The sequence below is a fragment of the Mesorhizobium erdmanii genome, from assembly GCF_013170725.1.
GTDB lineage: Bacteria > Pseudomonadota > Alphaproteobacteria > Rhizobiales > Rhizobiaceae > Mesorhizobium > Mesorhizobium erdmanii.
On the sequence record NZ_CP033361.1, the window covers coordinates 6,139,733 to 6,157,114 of the forward strand.

At 58.5% G+C, this 17,382-nt stretch carries 17 protein-coding genes; 2 read left to right on the forward strand and 15 right to left on the reverse strand.

Features of this window, described 5'->3' with window-relative positions:
- Nucleotides 1-259: 259 nt before the first annotated feature.
- On the reverse strand, nt 260-505 hold the full coding sequence (locus EB233_RS29530) for a helix-turn-helix domain-containing protein (protein WP_080680407.1): 246 nt from the start codon (nt 503-505) through the stop codon (nt 260-262).
- 215 nt (nt 506-720) lie between these two features.
- Nucleotides 721-933 carry a helix-turn-helix domain-containing protein gene (locus EB233_RS29535; RefSeq protein ID WP_064987294.1) on the reverse strand — a complete coding sequence of 71 codons (213 nt, stop codon included), beginning with the start codon at nt 931-933 and terminating at the stop codon, nt 721-723.
- A 125-nt stretch (nt 934-1,058) separates the two neighbouring features.
- Here EB233_RS29535 and EB233_RS29540 point away from each other — a divergent pair, with 125 nt between their 5' ends.
- Nucleotides 1,059-1,310, forward strand: a complete 252-nt coding sequence (locus tag EB233_RS29540; RefSeq protein WP_027033327.1) for a DNA -binding domain-containing protein — start codon at nt 1,059-1,061, stop codon at nt 1,308-1,310.
- A 29-nt stretch (nt 1,311-1,339) separates the two neighbouring features.
- On the opposite strand, the gene EB233_RS29545 is transcribed toward EB233_RS29540, so the two are convergent.
- From EB233_RS29545 to EB233_RS32380, 13 genes are all read right to left on the reverse strand, one after another.
- A complete protein-coding gene (locus EB233_RS29545) occupies nt 1,340-1,768 on the reverse strand; it encodes a DUF2285 domain-containing protein (RefSeq protein ID WP_244277769.1) in 429 nt (142 codons plus the stop codon).
- 121 nt (nt 1,769-1,889) lie between these two features.
- Complete coding sequence (locus EB233_RS29550; RefSeq protein ID WP_064987292.1) at nt 1,890-2,141, reverse strand: transcriptional regulator domain-containing protein; 252 nt, start codon at nt 2,139-2,141, stop codon at nt 1,890-1,892.
- A gap of 1 nt (nt 2,142) precedes the next feature.
- Nucleotides 2,143-2,775, reverse strand: coding sequence for an acyl-homoserine-lactone synthase (locus tag EB233_RS29555; protein ID WP_064987402.1), 633 nt, complete (start codon nt 2,773-2,775; stop codon nt 2,143-2,145).
- Between the two features lie 100 nt (nt 2,776-2,875).
- Nucleotides 2,876-3,601 carry a LuxR family transcriptional regulator gene (locus EB233_RS29560; RefSeq protein ID WP_064987291.1) on the reverse strand — a complete coding sequence of 242 codons (726 nt, stop codon included), beginning with the start codon at nt 3,599-3,601 and terminating at the stop codon, nt 2,876-2,878.
- Between the two features lie 666 nt (nt 3,602-4,267).
- Complete coding sequence (locus tag EB233_RS29565) at nt 4,268-5,674, reverse strand: aminotransferase (protein ID WP_064987290.1); 1,407 nt, start codon at nt 5,672-5,674, stop codon at nt 4,268-4,270.
- A gap of 162 nt (nt 5,675-5,836) precedes the next feature.
- Nucleotides 5,837-6,334, reverse strand: coding sequence for an Lrp/AsnC family transcriptional regulator (locus EB233_RS29570; protein WP_064987289.1), 498 nt, complete (start codon nt 6,332-6,334; stop codon nt 5,837-5,839).
- Nucleotides 6,335-6,402: 68 nt separating this feature from the next.
- Nucleotides 6,403-7,947, reverse strand: coding sequence for a fumarate hydratase (locus EB233_RS29575; protein ID WP_064987288.1), 1,545 nt, complete (start codon nt 7,945-7,947; stop codon nt 6,403-6,405).
- A gap of 6 nt (nt 7,948-7,953) precedes the next feature.
- Nucleotides 7,954-9,387: an NAD-dependent succinate-semialdehyde dehydrogenase gene (locus EB233_RS29580; protein WP_064987287.1), complete on the reverse strand. Its 1,434-nt coding sequence runs from the start codon at nt 9,385-9,387 to the stop codon at nt 7,954-7,956.
- Nucleotides 9,388-9,588: 201 nt separating this feature from the next.
- The gene (locus EB233_RS29585; protein ID WP_064987286.1) at nt 9,589-10,515 is read right to left on the reverse strand and encodes a LysR family transcriptional regulator; all 927 of its coding nucleotides are present in this window, start codon (nt 10,513-10,515) and stop codon (nt 9,589-9,591) included.
- A gap of 172 nt (nt 10,516-10,687) precedes the next feature.
- Entirely contained in the window at nt 10,688-11,602 is a 915-nt protein-coding gene (locus tag EB233_RS29590) for an HpcH/HpaI aldolase/citrate lyase family protein (RefSeq protein ID WP_244277768.1), read from the reverse strand.
- A gap of 140 nt (nt 11,603-11,742) precedes the next feature.
- Nucleotides 11,743-12,894 (reverse strand): CaiB/BaiF CoA transferase family protein, encoded by a 1,152-nt coding sequence (locus EB233_RS29595; RefSeq protein WP_064987284.1) that lies wholly within the window; start codon nt 12,892-12,894, stop codon nt 11,743-11,745.
- A gap of 16 nt (nt 12,895-12,910) precedes the next feature.
- Nucleotides 12,911-14,164: a methylaspartate ammonia-lyase gene (locus EB233_RS29600; protein WP_064987283.1), complete on the reverse strand. Its 1,254-nt coding sequence runs from the start codon at nt 14,162-14,164 to the stop codon at nt 12,911-12,913.
- 422 nt (nt 14,165-14,586) lie between these two features.
- Nucleotides 14,587-14,814: a group II intron maturase-specific domain-containing protein gene (locus EB233_RS32380; protein WP_081288679.1), complete on the reverse strand. Its 228-nt coding sequence runs from the start codon at nt 14,812-14,814 to the stop codon at nt 14,587-14,589.
- 1,322 nt (nt 14,815-16,136) lie between these two features.
- On the opposite strand from EB233_RS32380, the gene EB233_RS29610 reads away from it, so the two are divergent.
- Nucleotides 16,137-17,360 carry an ATP-grasp domain-containing protein gene (locus EB233_RS29610; protein ID WP_064987282.1) on the forward strand — a complete coding sequence of 408 codons (1,224 nt, stop codon included), beginning with the start codon at nt 16,137-16,139 and terminating at the stop codon, nt 17,358-17,360.
- The last annotated feature ends 22 nt before the right edge of the window (nt 17,361-17,382 follow it).

Below are 17,382 nucleotides of genomic sequence, written 5' to 3' on the forward strand. Positions count from 1 at the left end.
GGTTCCTTTTTCCCTTCTCCAGCCCGCTGATGTACTGCTGGCTGAAGCCGGAGATCTCGGCAAGCTGCTCCTGCGTCAAGCCGGCCTTCTCCCTGATCCTGCGTGCATTTCGTCAGACCAGCTTGCTCTCTCCATGCGAAGGTCAGCAAGTCAAAGCCATTGAGTTTATGCCATCGATGTGCCCGAACCATCTGCCGCCGGGGGGCAGCAAATCCAGGGCTACGATTTTGGTGACTTGTCGCTTGCCAAGCAGCACAAGCTATCGGTCACGCAAGCGACGCACACGTGCGAGAACCTCGCAAGGGTCGATTTCGAGCGCTTCCGCTACATCGAGGAACTCAATGACGTCCATGCGACGTTCACCGCCCTCATACTTGGCCACGAAAGACTGCGGGCGGCGAAGCGCTTCGGCAACCTTGGCCTGGGTTAAGCCCTTGTTCTTGCGCGCCGCTATCAGCTGTTCCAGCAGCCGGCGTTGGCGGGGCGATCGAAGGGATTTCGGCATCAGATGAACCGGCCAGAAGGGAACCGGCTCATCGACTAATCCCAGTTTCGGATTATCCCATTTTAGGATATATTTGCAATCCACAAGGCAAGCCGCGCCATGGAGCAAACTGTATGGTCGAGACCATGTCGAAGAAAAGCGGGCTCAGTTCATGGGCGGCGGTTGCGCGTCATCCAGATCGATTTCGGCAATCCGGCATGGACTGATCGCCTTTGTTACTGCGGCGGCCTAATCAACTCACAAGGATCAACGTCAAACGCTTTTGCGAGCCGGCCAAGCACCCTGACACTTGCGGAAACCCGAGCACGCTCGATCGAGCCCACATAGCGCATGCTCAGCTCTGCGCGGGCAGCCAATTCTTCCTGCGTCAGGTCCTGATCATGGCGCAAACGACGCATGTTGATCGCCATGACTTCCGTGAGGTCCATGGCGAGATAGGGACCAGAACCGGAACTATCGTTCTAGGAACGATCGTTCCTATTCGCTATGGTGAGCCAACCGAGGAGAAGCCGTGCCCGATCACAACAAACCCCAAACCGGCAAGAGGGTCGCGATGAAACGCAAAGTCCAAGACGAAGTCCCCTGGTCGGACAGCCTGACCGCTTACGACAATGAGCACTTCACCATCTATATGAGGCTCCTGGACGCGTCCGCCGACGATGCCAGCGAAGACGAGATGGCGCAGCTCGTCCTCGGCATCGATCCGATGCGAGAACCTGAGCGCGCCCGAATGGCGGTTCGCAGCCATCTCGATCGGGCAAACTGGATGGTTACGACTGGATACAAAGAACTGTTCGCGCGCTGACCGGCTCCAGGTGAGCTATTCCAATCATCTTAGACGAGGAAATCCCGATAGCCACGATCCATGAGCATGTGACCGCGCCGGACGGCACGGCGGATTCGATCGCGAAGGTGGTTGCGCGGATCCGTCCAGTCGGCATGGACGCGTTGTCGAGCCAACAGGGCCATTGCGATTTGGCGATGCGATGCCCCGCCTAGCGAGCCGTCGAGCGCCTGAAGAACAAAGCGCAGACGGCTAGCGCGCGCTTCGGGGGGAAACAGCCTGTCGGGAAATTGTCCAGTCGCGTGAAAAGCATTGAGGCATTCGAGCGCATTCAGGTGCTGCCTCATCCGATCGGCGGGCCAGATCGCGTCGACGGAAAGCCGAACGGGGCGCAAAACCTCCGCGCCCTCCACGACAAGTTGGAGGTCCCGGTGAGCATTTCGCAGCATGACGTGCTGTCGACCGTCCGCCGTGATCATGAGTGCCGCCCGACATGGCAATGTAGCGAGATCAAACGAAAGCGTTTCGGGCGACAGTGCCTTTTTCGCAATGACCGGCAGGACATGCGGGCATTGGCGGGAGCACCAGAACACAGCCGCATCAGGCCTCAACGAGCTTGCGAAACAGGAGCCCCCACTGCGTGAGATCGAGCGACGATCTCACCACTTCTACCTCGAACCACCTTTCTGCAAATTCTGCGTGCTCAAGCGCGTGCCTGCAGTCACGCTGGAAGGCCGGATTGCGCCGCAGGAATTCCCAGGCCCAGCCGCGTCGCGTCAGGTGCCGCGTATAGCGATAAGATTTCTCATCCTGCCAGTCCGGCCAGTCGGCGTCATTACCTATCATAGCCATGTCAGGCGCCCGTGCAGAGCACCGGCGCCCACAGCACGGGACCGCCAAGACTGCCACTGTGGCGGACCGCAGCAAGGCTCGCCTCTGAGACATCCAAACAGCCGGCAACGGCGCGCCTGGTGCCGATTGTCAGGGGCGGACCGATCCGGACCAGCGGCCATCCGGCGCGACGCAGGATTCGCTCCATGCGCAAATCCGTAACCGTGACGATATGGGTGAGCTGCCGCGACAGACCGAACTCGATCATGCCAGCGAGGAGTTCATAGGTCGCGACAGCAATACTCCCACCGCCCTTCGGTGCAGACGGTGGAAGATCAAGGGCGAGTCGGCTGCTTTCCCAGACACTCGGTTGCTCGGGTGCCGTTCTCCCCTCCAACAGCCTCGAAAAGACATCTCGCAACATCGTCGGCCCTGTCGAGGGCAGGAGGCGTCCGCAGCCCCCGACGCGACCGGCGGAATCGCGCAACACAAGATAGTGCGGTTTCAGGGAATCGAATGAATCGATCTCGAAGCCGCCGGTCGTGCTCACGTTCCAATCGAGGCGCTCCTTAAAGACGCGGTAGCGCAGGCAGTGCATTTCGTGAAGTTCGTCGGCAAAGGCGCCGTACCAGCCGGGCGCAATACGCTCAATCATGATGGTCTCCTCGCAGGTATGACCCTGCCATTGGAGGCGAACCTTCATGCCGCGACTGCCTGTGCATTTGCACAGGTAGATCAAAGAGGGATTCTGTCCCTCAGAGAATTGATGATCGTGAGGAGGCCAGCAGTGTCACTGCCTGATTTTTGGTGCGCACGCCGAGCTTCTTCTTGGCATTGTCCAAATGGAAAGCGGCCGTGCGCTCCTTGATTCCCAAGATACAGCCGATCTCCCAGGCGGACTTGCCCTTCGCCGTCCACTCCAGGCATTCGTACTCACGGGGCGTCAACGAAACACCATCCACCGCCAGACCACACGAAAGCTTGCGGCGAACGCCAATGTGAAAGCACATCGCCATAATCTCGAGCGCCTGTTCATATTGCTCGGCGATGCGCAGGAAGGTCGAATCGAGCCTGTCTGCCGCGAAGGTCATCGCAGCGACACCGCCGCGGCGATCGACAAGTGGAATCGTCAGTCCGCAGCAGATGCCGAATTCGGCAGCCTCATCGAAAAGCTGATGCTGTCGCGTTGAAATGCCGGCATGGCCGAAATCCGGTCCCCACTGAAAGGGATATTCGCTGCATCTTGCCCATTCTATGACCGGGTCGATCCTTTCATATTGGTGGCGCAAGTAGTGCGACGTCCAGCCAGAATGATAGTTCGATATCAGCCTGGGTTTTGTGACGCGATCAGACACCAGAGACAGATAGGCGAATGCGGGAATGTCGAAGGCGCCGGCGGCGCTGGCCAGTGCGTTGTGGAAGTCGACTTCATCAACGCTCAAAGACAACTGTTCCAGCAAAGTTTCGAAGACGAGCTGCATTTTCTCCTGCGGCTGTTTTCAATTAAACCTGGGACTTTCGGAGTTCTTGCCAGCTAAGGCGAAAAGGCTCGCCCTGAGAATTTGACGCTGGAGAAAATTCACCGCGGTGGCTACTCCCCGGACCTTCGATCATATGAAACGAGGTGCGTGCGACCTCGACGCCGGCTGCCGTATCCGCGCGTCGGAAGCTGCGATTGTCGGGTGGTTGCCATGGTGTAATAGAAATATCGAAGCTCGATGTGCCATCCGGACATGCTGCTGACCTCCTTCTCGAACTCTCGATTGCGGGCGCGCGACAATCACCCTGATCCAGCGCGTCAAAAAAGGCGCCCTGCCGGCGGGGAGGTACACCGGCAGGGCGCGCCGCACAAACGCCCTGGTCGTTGGGCAACAGGACAGCGGCGGCAGAACTGGTTTGGTTTTCGCTTGCGATCGATGTTATCCGAAGCATGCTTAGAATCTGACGGCTTGAAGTTTAGCAGTTTCGGTCGGCTCGGCGCGAAATGTGCTGTCAACCCGTCTTCACCAATGGGACGCCAATGGGCGACCAGTCCTAACGACGGCCTGACGTCAAAGCGTCTGGTCCGTGGGAAAGTTCACCCCAGGGAACACCACGTTGGTTACCGGGATGTCGTCGAACCCGGGGCTCGTTCGCGTGGGCTCTGTTCATATCGCACTCTCAGCCTTCAGCGCGCGATAGGTTGTCTCGACTGATTTCGCGGTTGCGTCGACGATTATGTCGATCTCCTTCCGGGTGATTATCAAAGGTGGGGCAAAGCCGAGGATATCGCCATGCGGCATTGCGCGGCCGATGACACCGTTCTCGAACAGAGCAGCGGCGGTGCGAACGCCGACCTGAAGATCGGGTTCAAACGGTATTCTCTGCTTTGGGTCTCTCATCAGCTCTACGGCGGAGAGGATTCCGACACCACGAACCTCGCCGACGATGGGGTGTCCCGCCAGTTCGGCATTCATGCGCGTATGCCAATACGGTCCGACATCGCGGACATGCTCCAAGATATTTCTTTCCTTTAGGAGTCGAATATTGGCGAGCGCGGCCGCAGCGCAAAGCGTGTGACCCGAATATGTCCAGCCATGACCGAGGGCGCCGTGCTTCTCTGTTCCTTGTTCCAAGACCGACCAGACGCGGTCGCCAATGATTGACCCGGAGATGGGCAGGTAGGCGGAACTCAAACCCTTGGCGATGGTCACGAAGTCCGGCCGCATGCCATAGAGGTGGGAACCGAATTTCTCGCCGGTTCGTCCAAACCCGCAGACCACTTCGTCGGCGATGAGGAGGATATCGTACTTGTCGAGCACGCCATGGATAGCGGTCCAGTATCCTTTTGGGGGCGGAACGATACCGCCTGTCCCAAGCACGGGCTCTCCGATAAAAGCTGCAACGGTCTCCGGGCCTTCAGCGAGGATAAGGGCTTCAAGTTCATCCGCGCAGCGCTCCGAGAACGCTTGCTCACTTTCGCCGTCATGCGCCTGGCGATAGTGGTGCGGCGTCGTGGTATGGCGCACCAGATCCAACGGCAGGTCGAAGAAATTATGGAAGAAGGCAAGGCCCGTCAGGCTCCCGGTGACCAGCCCAGACCCGTGATAGCCGCGATGTCGCGAGATGATCTTCTTTTTTTCGGGGCGGCCCAGAATGTTGTTGTAGTACCAGACCAGCTTGATGTTGGTTTCGTTGGCATCGGAACCTGAGAGGCCGAAAAAGACCCTTCGCATGTTCTGACCAAAATACTCGACCACGGCCTCTGCCAAGAGGGCGACTGGCTCTGTTCCTTGACTTGCATAGACATGGGCGAACGGCAATTCGTGGGCTTGCCGGGCAATGGCCTCGGCAATTTCCGTGCAGCCATATCCCATATTGACGCAGTAGAGCCCACCGAAACCGTCGAGGCTCTTTCGGCCTTCGGTATCCCAGATGTACACGCCTTCCGCACCGGCCATGATCCGATTTGGGGTCTCGCCTCGGCTGTGCTTGGCCAGATGCGTAGACGGATGAAAGACGAAGCTTCGATCCTTCTCTCTGAGTTGCTCGGTTCCCAGATTACTCAATCGCATAGTCCCTCTCCTCGCGATGGATTGGCGGAGGGCACTCGGCCGGCCGCCTCCTTAGCAATTAGCATACCGCAAACGCCTCTCCAGTTTCGCGGGAATGCACGTCCTTCGCCGACGAATTCGCGGAATCGGGACCAAAAGCCGTGGAAACGAAGGCGTCGGCGTTTACCGTCGCCTTAGTGCGGACAAGGGGATTGGAGAATTGGACTTGATTGGCTTGGTCACGACAAGACTGTAATATTGATCGATCCCCAAGCCTGCCTGCAGCAGTCCCTCCATGAAACCCTGATACGCAGCCATAGAAGGAGATGCGACGCGCATCAGATAATCGATCCGCCCGCCGATAGCCCAGCAATCCAGGATTTCCGGAAATTCTTGGATCGCAGTCTCGAAGTGTCTTTGGTCCTCGAGGCGATGACGTTCCAGCACGACCTCCACCATGACAAAGACCATGCCGCCGATGAGGGCCGGACTCAGCCGCGCATAGAACCCCTCAATAATCCCTGCGACCTCGAGTGCACGGAGCCGCTCCGAGCAAGCCGACGCCGAAAGATGAACGCGTTTTGCAAGCTCGCTTTTTGAAATCCGGCCGTCTGCCTGAATCTCTGAGAGAATCCGGAAGTCCCAAGGGTCCAGGCGCGCAGGATTGGGTTTCGACTTCATGACTTTGTACTCTTAAGCCGTTGTCGACAATGGAATTGACGCCGACCAACCGAGCTTGGTAGGAAGGCTCAAACGCCGATGTTGCGTGCGATGCTGTCCGCAGCCATGCGCTTACGCCACTCAAGAGGCCCGGAATTATGAATGGAGTTTCCCTCAACATCCACAGCCATGATGACAGGCATATCCTGCACTGCGAATTCATAGACCGCTTCCATGCCCAGGTCTTCGAAGGCAATGAGCCGCGCTGATTTGATCGATTTTGATATCAGGTAGGCAGCCCCACCCACTGCGATGAGATACGGCGCTTTGTGTCTTACAATCGACTCGATGGCAGCTCGTCCCCTCTCCGCTTTGCCCACCATCGCGAAAAGCCCGGTTTCGGCGAGCACCTTGTCCGTAAAATCGTCCAAGCGGCTGGAGGTTGTTGGGCCGGCCGGTCCGACGACCTCATCTCTCACGGCGCGGACGGGTCCAACGTAGTAGATGACGCGTCCTTTCAGATCGAACGGAAGCGGCTTCCCGGCGTCGATCAACTCAACCATTCGCTTGTGAGCGGCATCACGGCCTGTCAGCATCTTTCCGGACAGAAGAAGCGTTTCTCCGCAGCGCCATGATGTCGTCTCTTCCTTGGTCAACGCATCGAGGTTGACTCTTCGTACGCCGGCTGGACTCAATTCGTCGGTTCCGATATTGGGCCATTCGCTCAAGTCGGGCGGCTGAAGCCTGATGGGTCCAGAGCCCTCCAAGGTAAACTTCAGGTGCCGGTTGGCGGCGCATTGCGGAATGAGCGCCACGGGCTTGGACGCCGCATGGGTAGGATAAGTCGCAACCTTGACGTCAACGACTGTCGTCAGGCCGCCTAGGCCCTGAGCGCCGATGCCGAGGGCATTAATTCGTTCATAAAGCTCGACCCGCAGTGCCTCCTCCGCACTTGATGGCCCCCTGGCGATCAATTCCGCCATATCGATGGGCTGGTTCATAGCCTCCTTGGCCAGCAGCATCGCCTTTTCAGCGCTACCACCGATGCCAACGGAGATTAGGCCAGGTGGACACCACCCACTTCCAAGCGTCGAGACTGTGTCAACCACCCAGTCGGAAACTGACCCGCTGGGGTTCAAGGTGGCAAAGCGCGCCTTGTTCTCTGACCCGCCGCCTTTTGCGGCAATGGTGATCTCGATCTGGTTACCTTGCACAAGGTCGACGTGGACGACCGCCGGCGTGTTGTCACGGGTGTTGACCCGTCCGGCGAGCGGATCGGCAACGATCGATGCCCGAAGGGGATTGTCAGGATCGAGATATGCCTGACGGACGCCCTCATTCACGAGGTCTGCGAAACTGACCGTTGATTTGATGCGGGCGTCCATGCCGACCTTTGCGAAGACCACCACGAGGCCGGTGTCCTGGCAGATCGGACGCCGCCCGAAGGCCGCCATGCGGGAGTTCAGCAGAATCTGCCCTATTGCGTTCTTTGCCGCCGGACTCTGTTCGCGCACATATGCCTTCGAAAGAGAGCGGATATAATCTGGAGGATGGTAGTACGAGATGTACTGAAGGGCGTCGGCCACGCTCCTTGTGATGTCCTTGCCGGCAATGGTCCGTGTTCTATTTCCCAACGGATTTCATCCAAATGAGCTGAGGCCGTTGACCATTTTCAGGATCTGGAAGCTCCGCACCCCCTGCTCGCCTCCTTCATATCCATAGCCGCTCTGTTTGACGCCTCCATACGGCGCGTCCGCGGAAACCCCTTTCAGGTAATTCACACTGACAGCGCCTGCTGAAAGACTGTTGGTCAGCTTTCGTTGCGTATCGGCAGCGTCGGTGAAAAAGTAAGCGGCCAAGCCATAATCAGTGGCGTTGGCTTCCTCGACCGCCTCTTCGATCGTGTTGAACGGCGCCACGGTGAGGATCGGTCCGAACGGCTCTTCATGAAGCACTCTGGCATCCTTTGGCACGCCCGTCAGGATGGTTGGCGGCCAGTAAAAGCCCGGTCTGTCGAGGCGGGTTCCACCGGTCTCGATGCGGGCGCCACGATCGAATGCATCCTTGGTCAGGCACCGCATGGCCTCAATTCGCCGCGCGTTCGCCATCGGTCCCATCTCCGTTGCAGGGTCGTCCGGTTGGCCTATCTTGATCTTGCGGACCGCTTCGGTCATCCGGGACAGGAATTCACCGTAGAGAGGCCGAGCCACGAGAATCCTGCTGGGCGCATTGCAGCTCTGGCCCGCACACTCGAACTTGTATTCCGAAATAGCCGGTATGGCCTTTGTCAGGTCGGCATCCTTGCATACAATAACCGGCGAGTGTCCACCCAGTTCAAGGATACAACGCTGCAAATTTTTCGCGGCGAGCGCGGCCAGCTGTTTTCCAACTGCTGTTGAACCTGTGAAAGTCAAGACCTTCACGATTGGCGAACTGAGCAGATGCCGCGATATATGGACCGGCACACCAAACACCAGATTCACCACGCCCTCTGGGATTCCTGCTTGGCGCAGCGATTTAACGATATGGATCGCCACGCTCGGGGTCTCTTCAGCCCCTTTGAGGATCACCGGGCAGCCTGCCGCCAGCGCGGGGGCAAGCTTGCGGGCGATGAGAACGGCCGGATAGTTCCATGGCGTAAAGGCAGCAACGACACCTAGGGGCTCCGGGACGATCATCCGGTTCGGGCCCATCGGAATCGGGGCCGACAGCTCTTCGGCGTGTCTGCCGTTCCATTCCAGCGTTTCGACGGCGCGCGTGTACTCACCTGTCGCTTCGGCAATCGTCTTTCCCTGTTCAGCCGAGAGGTCCCTGGCTGCTGCTTCAATCTTTGTTGCTAAGATTCTTGCGGCTGCTACCAGGATCTCGCCACGTTTTTTTGCAGGCCGCGAGGACCACGCCTTGCGGCTCCATTCCGCCGAAGCGAGGGCCTCATCCAGATCCGACACCGTCGCAGAGGCGACCGAGGCAAATACCTTCTCCGTTGCCGGATTAATCACCGGCAATGTGGCTCTGCTACCACCGGCCCGCCATTTGCCGTTGATGAAGAGTTCGTGGCTCCTGGCGTCGGACATCGCGTGCTCCGCTCGTGTGAATTCTGGCCATACGAGCACCGCTTTCGATATCGAAACCGCTGAACTCGCTTCAGCCAGTTTCATCGCGATGGTCGCGGTGGGTCAAATATCGAATATTGCCGAAATCCATCTGGAATCCAGATCGATCTGATCCTTGTGGCCGCAAGAGGACATAGCGTTGCCAGATAGGTCGAAGAGTTATCAGACCGCGTCAGGAGCCGCGGCTGCCCAGCCCCGGCTCTCAATCAATTCTCTGGCAACCTTCGGAATAAGCTTGCGGACCGCGGAGACGGCCGCAGAACGCTCATCTTTCGGATTTACAGCAAGCACGACGGAGCGGGTAATCACCGGATCGATGATCTTGACCGTCCGGACCAGCCCTTGGGAAGCTTCTTTCTGAACGGCCGACGGAGCGAGAATAGAATGTGCCTTTCCCTCCACGACCATGTTGATAATCGTGGAGAGGGAGTCCACTTCAAACTTAACGTCCAGCGCGCAACCGTGTTGTGCTACGACGTCAGCCACCGAACGTCTGACGTTGTTATTGCGCATGGGAACGGCCAGCGGAAACGCGTGCAGATCCGCCAGAGATATCGAGTCTTCGAAAGGCGGTTCACCTGACGGCACCACCAGACAAAGTTCTTCGCGCGCCAGGACTGTCATTCGCCCAACACTGTCCGCGGTGCGGTAGAGAACTGCCAGATTGAAGCGTCCGGCAGCCATCCACTCCTCGAGCGGTCCTGTCATACCCTCGATCATCTTGAGGGAGACCCTCGGCAGTTCGGTTCTCACTGATTCAAGCAGGGGGCCGCTCAGGACGCGAGCGGCTCCAGAGGGAATGCCAATGGTCACCTCCCCAGCAGGGGAAGCAGCTGTGTTGGTCAATTCCGCCTCGGTGAGTCGAATTTCCTTGAGAATCGCCCGCGCTCGCTCAAGCAGTTTGGCTCCTGACGCTGTCACGCTCACGCCGGTCCTGTCGCGTATTAGCAGCTGGGTGCCGAAGCCTTCCTCCAGCTGACGCACATGCAGGCTCAGCGCGCTCTGAGCGATATTGAGGAACGCAGCGGCCTTCGTGAAGCTGCCTGCTTCGACTACGCCGACGAAGTATTTTAACTGCCTAATTTCCATGACTTGAAGAGCCCAACTGAGGCACTTCCCCAGCTTCCTCCCTATCTATCTCGAAAAGCGATGGCGCGAAAGCAATAATTGTGCCGCGCTGCAGCAATCGCGGTGGCAATCCACGGCCGAGGCAAGTGGAGCACCTTGGTGTCGTCGTCCCAGTCTGGTCCAAATCAGCCGCTCAAACGCCCAACTCGGCTTTCGGACCCATGGCAATGATTTCACGGGCCCTCCTGACAACCGGGGCATCGACCATCTTTCCGTCCAAGGCGAAAGCACCTCTACCCTCTGCCCCAGCATCCGTTTCGGCCACGAGCACGCGCCGGGCCCACTCGAGCTCCTCTGCGCTAGGCGAAAAGGCTTCATTCAGGATGGCAACTTGTGTCGGATGAATCGCCAACGCTCCGACGAAACCGAGCCGCCTTGCCTGCATGACGACATCGCGGAACTTCTGCGTGTCCGAGAACTCCCCGATACTTCCAACGAATCCCAGAGGCAGCAGACCTCTCGCGCGGGCGGCGAACAAGACCGAAAGATTCGGTCCTAGAAGGAGCTCCGGACCAGGTGTCCCGCCCACGGCCGCGCTGAAATCTTCCGGGCCAAGCGCCATCGCAGCCATCCGTGGATGGGCCGAAGCTATTGCCGCGAGTCTCGTCAATGCACCCGGTGTTTCGATCTGGGCAACGAAACGAACGCTTCCCGCGTCAAGATACCTTTCGTGCTCAAGTTCCGTCACGGCATCCGCGACTTCCATCACCCACTCGGCCGACTCCACCTTGGGAAGGACAAGCGCATTGACGCCTGGGACGACCGCTGCTTCAAGGTCGGCAGCCAGCGCGCGCAGGCCACGGTTCACGCGGATCAAAACCGACGCGCCGTTACGACCCACTTTTGTCACGGATTCTGGGAGCTGCCGCCGTGCCTCGCCCTTCTGATCCTGGGGAACAGAGTCCTCGAGGTCGAGTATGACGGCATCTGCACCGCGGTCATACGCTGTCTCCACGAACCGGGAGACGTGGGCGGGGACAAAAAGCAGGGATCTCCATCGAGGAATGGAGCTCGCGCTGTGGACGACTGGAACGGTGTCCCTGCTCACGAGGACGCTCCTTCTCTCCATTTGCGTGGGTGCTTTGGCAGTGAAGCGACCTTCCTTAGGGCCAATTGAACCGACCAGGCCAATAGTAGCGATGGTTTCGTCAATTGTGAGCGCGTCGGCGCATAGGGACGTCGGTGTCTTCACGCGGACGCAGCCCTTAGGCGTAAGCGCGCTCGGACCTCCTCGCGGACAGCCTCCGTATGTGCGCCAAGTGCTGGGACAGGGCGCAACGAGGGTCTCTCGGAGTTGAAAATCGCCGCAGGCGCTATAGCCTCGACAATCCCTTCAGGTGTGCGGACCTGCACTCTGCGAACATGCGGATGCTGTGAAACAGCCGAAATCTCATTCAAACGACCGTATGCCAGGCCAGTCGCCTCAAGCTCTTGCATCGCTTCCTCGCTGGATAGTTCGGAAAAACGCCGTTCGATAATCTCATTGAGGCGAGCACGGCTACCGAGCCGCTCCATATTATCGGCAAACCCGGGCTCGCGCGTAAGCTCGGGCTGCTTGAGGAATTTGTCGCAGAAGTTCACCCATTCCCGGTCATTCTGAACGGAGAAGACGACGTCCTTGTCATCGGCGCAACGGTAGGCACCGTAGGGGGACAGCGACGGGTGATTCACGCCGGCGCGCACCGTCTCGTAGCTGCTATGGTCATGCTGCAGAACCGGTACGTTCATCCAATCGGCCACAGCATCGAATAGCGAAACTTGTATCCGGGCACCCTCACCTGTCCGCTCCCGATGGAACAGAGCCTGAAGAATGGCGCTATGGGCCGTCATGCCTGCCGAAATGTCGCAAACCGACACTCCCACCCGCGCCGGCCCGTGTTGCGTTCCCGTGATCGCACACAAACCTGTCTCGGCTTGTACGATAAGATCGTAAGCCTTCAGATGGGAAAACGGCCCCTCCTCCCCGAAACCGGAGATGTCGCAGGTGATCAGCCGCGGAAAGCGTCGACGGAGATCAGCAGACCCGAAACCCAGTTTTTCGATGCTGCCCGGCTTCAGGTTCTGAATGAAGACGTCAGCACCGGCGATTAGCGTTTCCAGGACATCACGGTCCGCCTCCGATCTCAGATCCAGGCAAACCGATTCCTTACCTCGATTAAGCCAGACGAAGTAAGCGCTTTGCCCCCGCACCAATTTGTCATAGCTCCGGGCAAAGTCCCCTTCGGGCCTTTCGACCTTGACTACTCGGGCGCCAGCGTCCGCAAGGCGAGACGACGCGTAAGGTGCAGCAACGGCCTGCTCCACGGCAACGACGGTGATCCCCTCAAGGCAGTTCTGCATGGCGATACACCGCTTTTCATCCAACTTGTTCGACATCAGCCCGACGACGGTTCAGCATCGCGAACAGCCGGCTCTGTTCGTTCCCAACGATAGAGAAGCCCTCGTCGACACCCATTCCGGGCTTTGCGAGCATCATGTCGGCCTGGGTCGCTACCGAAACGTGGACTGAAGCTTGGGCGGAGAGATCCGTCTCGGTACAGCTTCCCCCGACATACGCCCCTACCTTGTTCGCCTTGCAGATGAGAACTGCGCGCGCCGTATCGGCGATTGAGCCGACGTCTGGCGTCTTGATTTGCACCAGATGCGCGGCGTTCGCTTCGGCAAAGAGCCGAATATCCGCAAGTGTGTTGCACCTCTCGTCCACGACGATGCGAGCCTTGGAACCCCGGCTATCCAAAATCGATACAATCTGAGCATAATTGTCAATTTGGGCTTGGGTGGAGCCAAAATCCGCAGGGGACTCGATGTTAACCGTAAAACCTGGAACAGCATCAGCGACCCTGCAGATGAAGTCCGCGATGCGTTGCAGGTCCAGGCCGATTTCCGATCCGATCCAGCCATACACATCGAAATGCAGTATCGGTTGGTATCCCGGCCGGCCGATTTCGCGCGTGCGCATAGCAACCCACTTCACGAACTCCATGAAGACCTGGCCGTCGACGCCGAATTTCTGCCTGGAATTGATCAGGCCGTGGGGAAGCACATCCACGCCCTTCAAAATCATCTTGTCCACATTGATTTCGCGAGCATCACCGCTTTGGCAGTAAATCGGCACCCTGCGTGCCGGCAGCGGCAGATCGAATTCAGCACATATGACCTCTGCCATCGTCCTGCGGTGAAGATGAGCCACTACTCGAAGTAGCGCCTGGCTAACGCCGTACTCAATAGCGAGGGGTAGCCGCCTATCGTCGAATGGCTCGAAGACTTGGGCGCAGGCTTCAAGGTAGCGAGACGCATCCACATTGAGAAGCCGTGGTGCCACGATCCGCGACGTCAAATATGAGATTTGATTTGCATCAAACAGCGGATCGCGTCCGCCGGCACCTGCGTACTGGACGTTCATCATGTCGCCCCAAGCTAAGGAGCCGTCGGTAAGGACGAGCCCCACGCTGAGCGAAGATGCGGGAATACGAATGGACGGGAACCCGGGCGTTATCGGTTCTCCGCCATAGACGAAGCCGTCCTGGGTTGCGCCGACCCTGATGGCAGCCTGATCGTCATAGAAAAATGCGCCATTGCCTGGCGCAAGGAGGACATCTTTAATCTGCACTTCACTTTGCTCGATTTTTTCCGGCGGTGCTGACCAGCGGACGCAGTTCGATCCGCTTGCCCGCCCAACTATGCGCCACTTAGCGTTGAGTTCGCCAATATAATGTTCCGGACGGTGCCATCGCGTTTTCAGATAGCCGCCCCCCGCTCTTCTCTCTCCTCAGCGACCGTGATCCTGGCGTACGTGAAGCGATATAATGGTGAAGATGGGTCCGTAGGCGGTGTGGATTCTTGGGATTGATCGGGATAGGGTGACGCCTCACGGCGCCGCCTTTTCCCACGTCACCGGGCATACGGTTCCGTACGGGAGGCCGAGGGACTCGAAGTAATGGTTACCAGGGCCCGTTGGACCGCCGGGTGTCCTGACATGCGCCAGAAGCCCCTCGGTGAACCGGCGGGAACCGCAGCTCCGCACTTGGTATGCTATGACGGCGCAGTTCCTTGAAGCGGTTGTGCCGTTCCCCCATTGCCGCTAGAGATACATGCGTTGTCATCGGCGGATCCACGCTTCCAAGTGCGTAAGCGCCCGCGAGTTTGGCAAAAGCAGAAGTAGCCGCACCAACCTCTGAGGTATGGCTTCAGCTCCTTGGCCAGCCGCGACAGAGCCGGATCAGCGTCTTGAATTGGTCGAGAGCTTTTGGCGCGATGGATGAGAACGCGCTTTCGCGGTAGGGACGTCCATTACTGGACGCCCCCCGCACAGATCCCCGCAGGCAGCTTCCCCGCACGGGACTCCTACCTCGAGTGTTTGACGGCGAAGCGGGCGCGAGGCCATGGATAAAGGTTGCAAGGCTTGGGAAGGTAGTCGTTGGCTAACTGCGCGATCCGTTCCGACATAGCGCCGTCCTTCTGGCTGCGTCGCTGAAGCGTACGCCTCCAGAGGTCGATCACCCGATACCTGAACGCCGTGAGCGGCCGGACATTCGTTGGAACCGCGAAGTATGCGAACTGCCCGCCAACGGTCTGGCCCAGCCACTTCCCCTGGTTGGGGATCGGCCAGTGCATTCGCAGCTCGACCTTAATGTCCTGAAGCTTCGCCCGCATGCGATCGCCGCGGGTCTTCCGTTTAAGCTGGAAGCGCCCTCGTGATTTTCCGCAGATGAACGTGAACCCCAGGAAGGCGGAGGTCTCCGTTTGCCGAGCCCGCGCTGCTTGCGGTCGACCGCCGCGAGGCGGCCAAACTCAATCAGGCGGGTCTTGTCCGGATGGAGCGACAGCGCAAACTCCTCAAGCCTCGCGCGCATCGCATCGAGAAAACGACGGGCGTCGCCCTCATGCTCGAACCGACGATCACATCATCGGCATAGCGCACGATGATCATGTCGCCGGGGGCTCGCGATGTCGCCAGCGCTGACAGGTCGAGGACGTAGTGCAGGTAGACATTGACGAGGAGCGGCGAAATCACCGACCCTGACCCTTCCCCCGTCATCCACAGTCACGATCCCGTCTTCGAGGATGCCCGCCTTCAATCACTTCTGGATCAGGCGGATGATGCGCTAGTCGCCGATCCTGCGTTCCAGGAAACGAACGAGCCAATCTTGGCTGACGCTACGGAAAAAGTTCTGGATGCCGGCGTCGAAAATTCAGTTCACCCTCCGCTTGTCGATCGCCACGCACAGGGCGTCCAACGCATCGTGCGGCCCTCGCCCGGGCCGAAACCCGTAAGAGAAGCCGCAGAAGTCGCCTTCATTAGATAGCATTGAGCACCATGACGGTTGCTCCTTGGACGATCTTGTCTTCCAGAGCGGCAACCGCCAGCGGCCGCTGCTTTCCATCCGGGGGGCGTACCAACCGCAAGCGTCAAGCCGGATGTACATACCAAAGGAAAACCTTCAAATAAAGTTACAGAATCTTTACGGCCGGAGTTCGCTGGCAATGGTACGTTCACCGCAAGTTCGAGGTCTGGCACGGCTAACAGTGGATGCCGGTTTGCCCTCGGGCCGCCGCACAGCACGCAGCGAGGTTCACTCGGCATGGCAAGAAGAGCTCTCATCCTGCTCGAAGGCGCAAGTAATAGTCCGCTATACGTCCAAGCGGCCGAGCGCCTCGATCTCCATCCAATTACCCTCTCAGCTGATCCAGCCCTATACGACTATCTCGCGGCATTAGGAATTGAGGCGATCCCCGTTGAAAAAGATGGTCTCGAACCATTGATCCGCGAATGTTCCGAGCTGCGTGCGACCTATGACATCGCTGGCATTACCAGCGCCCAGGAGTCAGTCTATGCGACAGTCGGCAGGCTCTGCCGTTACTTCGATCTGCCGGGGCCGAACCCAGCATCCGTTGAACGATGCTGCGACAAATTCGCTCAACGTCAGCTCCTCGCGCAGGCCGGCGTTTCAATGCCTGCTTATCACTTAGCATCGGATGCGACGGATGTAGAAAGCTCTGCCGCGAAGATCGGCCTGCCGGTGATCGTTAAGCCAGCCACTGGCATCGGCAGCAGCGGGGTCCGATTGTGCCGCAATCTTGATGAGGTAGCCGAACATACGAAGTACCTATTGGGCGGGCAGCATATATGGCGGTCTTCACCAAGGATACTCGTCGAAGAATTCGCACAAGGCATCCATTATAGCGTTGATATAATGGGAAATGAGGTCATTGGGATTGCCGCCGCTGACTTCGGTCCCCCGCCGCATTTCGTCTGCCGTGAGTACATCCAACCGGCCCTGCTGACGGATGATGAGCGTAGGCGGATCGCCGAAATCTCGTTGTGCTGCTTGCAAGCTCTGGGCCTTGGTTGGGGACCAACGAACATCGATCTACGGTGGACGGAGCCTGGCCCAGTCGTCATTGAAGTCAATCCGCGTCTTGCCGGCTCGCCCACTCCTCAACTGATCCAGCTGGCTTACGGGGTCGATCTCGTCACCGAGCACATCAAGCTTGTCGTCGGGGAGGAATGGAATTTGCGCAGAAGGTATTCGCATACTGCGGCCGCGCGGATTCTAGTTCCTGATCGCGATGGTGTCCTTGATTGGATCGATGGCGGAAGTCGGGCGGCGGCGGTATCAGGCGTTGCCGAGGTCAAATTGTATTTTGAACCCAAGACGCCGATCGTCAGGAAAGGTGATGAGCGCGATAAGATCGGACATGTCATTGCCGCTTCGCCCACTCTTGCTGAGACCAAGGCGATACTTCAGGGTGCTGTTGATTTAATCGATTGGTCGATCACTCCACTTCCGACTCTTGGCGAATAAGCAACCTACGGCCCCCTTACCT

Bases quoted from the DNA above. Each gene is read 5' to 3' on its own strand.
- EB233_RS29585 (WP_064987286.1), bottom strand. From the start codon at position 10,515: ATGGAAATTAGGCAGTTAAAATACTTCGTCGGCGTAGTCGAAGCAGGC.
- EB233_RS29595 (WP_064987284.1), bottom strand. From the start codon at position 12,894: ATGCAGAACTGCCTTGAGGGGATCACCGTCGTTGCCGTGGAGCAGGCC.
- EB233_RS29535 (WP_064987294.1), bottom strand. From the start codon at position 933: ATGGACCTCACGGAAGTCATGGCGATCAACATGCGTCGTTTGCGCCAT.
- EB233_RS29560 (WP_064987291.1), bottom strand. From the start codon at position 3,601: ATGCAGCTCGTCTTCGAAACTTTGCTGGAACAGTTGTCTTTGAGCGTT.
- EB233_RS29570 (WP_064987289.1), bottom strand. From the start codon at position 6,334: ATGAAGTCGAAACCCAATCCTGCGCGCCTGGACCCTTGGGACTTCCGG.
- EB233_RS29555 (WP_064987402.1), bottom strand. From the start codon at position 2,775: ATGATTGAGCGTATTGCGCCCGGCTGGTACGGCGCCTTTGCCGACGAA.
- EB233_RS29530 (WP_080680407.1), bottom strand. From the start codon at position 505: ATGCCGAAATCCCTTCGATCGCCCCGCCAACGCCGGCTGCTGGAACAG.
- EB233_RS29540 (WP_027033327.1), top strand. From the start codon at position 1,059: ATGAAACGCAAAGTCCAAGACGAAGTCCCCTGGTCGGACAGCCTGACC.
- EB233_RS29550 (WP_064987292.1), bottom strand. From the start codon at position 2,141: ATGGCTATGATAGGTAATGACGCCGACTGGCCGGACTGGCAGGATGAG.
- EB233_RS29610 (WP_064987282.1), top strand. From the start codon at position 16,137: ATGGCAAGAAGAGCTCTCATCCTGCTCGAAGGCGCAAGTAATAGTCCG.
- EB233_RS29545 (WP_244277769.1), bottom strand. From the start codon at position 1,768: ATGATCACGGCGGACGGTCGACAGCACGTCATGCTGCGAAATGCTCAC.
- EB233_RS29580 (WP_064987287.1), bottom strand. From the start codon at position 9,387: ATGTCCGACGCCAGGAGCCACGAACTCTTCATCAACGGCAAATGGCGG.
- EB233_RS29565 (WP_064987290.1), bottom strand. From the start codon at position 5,674: ATGCGATTGAGTAATCTGGGAACCGAGCAACTCAGAGAGAAGGATCGA.